The sequence below is a fragment of the Dysgonomonas sp. PH5-45 genome (assembly GCF_029893235.1).
GTDB lineage: Bacteria > Bacteroidota > Bacteroidia > Bacteroidales > Dysgonomonadaceae > UBA1309.
The window spans coordinates 1-2,536 of record NZ_JARXWE010000061.1 but is presented as its reverse complement, the minus strand read 5'-3'; the positions used below and the strand labels follow the sequence as shown (position 1 = coordinate 2,536).

3 protein-coding genes and 1 pseudogene are annotated in these 2,536 nt (G+C 41.3%); all 4 read right to left on the bottom strand.

Annotated elements, in window-relative coordinates; translation table 11 throughout:
- Positions 1 to 153 precede the first annotated feature (153 nt).
- Complete coding sequence (locus tag M2132_RS11900) at positions 154 to 537, bottom strand: diacylglycerol kinase family protein (RefSeq protein WP_280673834.1); 384 nt, start codon at positions 535 to 537, stop codon at positions 154 to 156.
- Positions 538 to 543: 6 nt separating this feature from the next.
- Positions 544 to 1,320 (bottom strand): polysaccharide deacetylase family protein, encoded by a 777-nt coding sequence (locus M2132_RS11895; RefSeq protein ID WP_280673836.1) that lies wholly within the window; start codon positions 1,318 to 1,320, stop codon positions 544 to 546.
- Positions 1,317 to 2,264, bottom strand: a complete 948-nt coding sequence (locus M2132_RS11890) for a glycosyltransferase family 2 protein (RefSeq protein WP_280673838.1) — start codon at positions 2,262 to 2,264, stop codon at positions 1,317 to 1,319. The genes M2132_RS11895 and M2132_RS11890 overlap by 4 nt, the downstream gene beginning before the upstream one ends.
- Before the next feature lie 107 nt (positions 2,265 to 2,371).
- Positions 2,372 to 2,536 (bottom strand): annotated as a pseudogene (locus M2132_RS12140) (transposase); the annotation flags it as partial.

Genomic DNA, 2,536 nt, shown 5'->3' with positions numbered 1-2,536 from the left:
AAAATGAGGAGAGGGAGTCATGTGCTGTGCCAAAACCAAAACCTTCTCTAAGCAACAAGTAGCTTAGAGAAGATGGTGATTATAGAGGAAAGATAAGAAATGGAAATCACTTAACCATTTTGCTGTTAATCAATTTAATACCTATCAGACTTTTCAGCCAAGCCAATCTAAGATGTAGGGCAAGAAAATAATGATGCCTATGATAAACGAAGCGATAGCCGATACCAATACGGCGGCTGCGGCCATATCCTTAGCTTTGCGGATGAAGTCGTTTTTTTGTGGCGAGGCAAAATCGGACAAGTTCTCGACCGACGAGTTTATCAGTTCGAGCGAAAAAACGAGAGCTATTGCAAAAAGCACCATACACCATTCCATTGGGGTTATCCCAAAAACGAATCCGAGTGCAATGGCTGCTATGGCAAAAAAAGCATGTATCCATGCGTTATGTTCCTCGGCAAACAGGTCTTTAAGCCCGCTAAAGGCGTAAGTGAAGCTTTTAAGCCTTTGTTTAAATGAAAATTTTTGCCGTTTTTTCATTTGCTTTTACTTCAATTTGTTGACAAAATGGCCTGTACAGGCAAACTCATAGCCATTTTTTTTACCCCATTCAATAAATTCGCCTAAACGCCAATACATTTTCATATCGGTATTGCGGGTTACATAAAACGGAAAGTTATATTTCTTTTTAGGTCCTATTGGCAAAAACTCCCAAGGGTGGAAATATATATTCAGGTATCCGTCTTTTTTCAGCGTCCATTTTGCCAATGTCTTGTAAATGGACAAAGACAGGTTATGAAACGCAATCCAAAACAAAGGGAAACGTATGAGTGGTGTTACCGAAGCAGGCATCTGCCAAACACCTTCGCGCCGGAAGTAGGTGCGAGGCTCGTGTAGGTTATTATACCGGCCGGGTAAGAAAGTTGGATTTATAGACGAATTGTATGTATATCCAGCTTCATAGATAACGTTTTCAGGAACAGGCATCATGCGAGGCATACGGAAACCCTGCACCTGAACGCCGCCAATTTCTTCGAGCTTTTCTTTTGCTTGGCGCAAGTGTTCGGGTTTAAAATGGTCGTGATAATATCCATGCGAAGCCAGTTCGTGCCCTTCCTTAACGATGCGATGAACAACATCGGGTGCATTTTGGGCAAAGTTGGCGGTGGTGTAGAAAGTAGCTTTCACGCCGTGCGCTTTAAGCATATCGAGAATACGGTTCGTTCCTTGTACAGAGAGGCTTATTTGCTCCTCAAAGGGAATAGGGTCGCCATATTCGCGAGGCATTTCAAATTCTTCTATGTCGAAACTCAATAAAATCATTTTTCGGATGGGTTTTGTTGATGCAAATTCGTGTTTCGTACTATATAAGGAGGGAATCCCCGCGTTTTGTCAAATATACGTCCTATATACAGACCTATTATACCCATAACAAACAGCTGAAAACCACCCAGAAAACCTATTATGCAAATCATGGAACTCCATCCCGAATTGGTGTGCCCAAAAAAGTAACTGATAAATGCGTAAGGCATAGACAGTAATGAAAGCACAGCTATCGAAAAACCAACATAAAGAGCAATACTCAGCGGCTTAGTGCTGAACGACAAGATGCCTTGCAAAGCCAGATTGCGCATCTTTTTGATAGTATATTTAGATGTTCCCGATAAGCGTTGGTCGGGCATATAGTCGATACCATATTGCTTGAAGCCTATCCACTTGACCAACCCCCGCATAAAGAGGTCGCCACCTTTCACTCCCACAATAACATTTGCCGCACGCCTGTCCATCAAACGGAAATCGGCTGTTCCCGATTCCAAATCTATGTCGGCAAGGAAGTTCAGCATTTTGTAGAACCACGATGATGATTTGCGTTTGAGCTTAGGCAGATTTTCGTCGTCTTTGCGGCGGGTGTACACAATATCGTAGCCTTCTTCCCATTTCTCCAGAAGCTGCGGTAGCATACGGGGTGGATGCTGCATATCGGCATCCATGGAGATAACACAATCGCCGGTGGAATAATCCAATCCTGCTTTCAGTGCGTTTTGATGCCCAAAGTTGCGCGAAAATTCGATGTAAAACAAAGACGCATCCGTTTTGCACAAATCGGTTACCACACTCATTGTATTGTCTGTACTGCCATCGTTTACGACAATTATTTCGAGCAGATAACCTAACGGGTCCATATTTTCGTGTATGGCTTTTATTACGGTGGGCAGGTTAGTTGCTTCGTTATAGCTGCAAAGTACAATCGAAACTTTTTTTGGCATTAGCTTATTTTCTATTATAATTTTATGCTCTGTTATATTTGTAACAGTAATGTGTTTAAGTAAATGACAAACTTAGATAAAAATTTGCTATTTATGCGAATCAGTATTTAAAAAATTAGATAAATAAAAGTGATGGCAATTTTGCCCATCGTATGTATGAGTAGTCCGGCAGTGGATCTTACTTTCTGGGCTCTTTGAATTTTTGTATTTTCATTCAACCAATTGAAGAATGATTCTATGGGTTGTCTAACTTTAGAAACAGCAGTAGAAAA